Below are 375 nucleotides of genomic sequence, written 5' to 3'. Positions count from 1 at the left end.
AGGGGGAATAAATAATAATCTTATTGCCATTTGCCCTGAATCAGCTGTTGGTAAGGCTTGAAGCGGGTTTTATAGTTCATCGCAGGACAGTCATCAATCTGGTAACCAGGGTAGAGCCAGCGGCGCCTGGTATCCCGGCAGTACTGGATTTGCGTGAGCACGCACAGGGTTCCGAGCGATAACGGGTAGTTCGGCTCGAAGAAGGTATAGACAGCGCTCAGTGCCTGGTCAAAAAAATCGGTGACGGCGACGGCCAGCAATTGTTCATCCTGATAGAGGTGCAAAAAACGGGTTTCTACCCAGTTTGCCTGGCAAAACTCAAAAAACTGCTTTCTGCTGGCCGGGTACATGGCCCCGTGCGCGTGTCTTTCCCGG

The 375-nt window shown here is 52.0% G+C and carries 1 pseudogene; it reads right to left on the bottom strand.

Annotated elements, in window-relative coordinates:
* Nucleotides 1-20: 20 nt before the first annotated feature.
* Nucleotides 21-375: pseudogene (locus tag ACYP03_RS24635) on the bottom strand (arginyltransferase); the annotation flags it as partial.

Source organism: Photobacterium sp. R1 (assembly GCF_054600795.1).
This window is presented reverse-complemented; position numbering and strand designations above follow the sequence as displayed.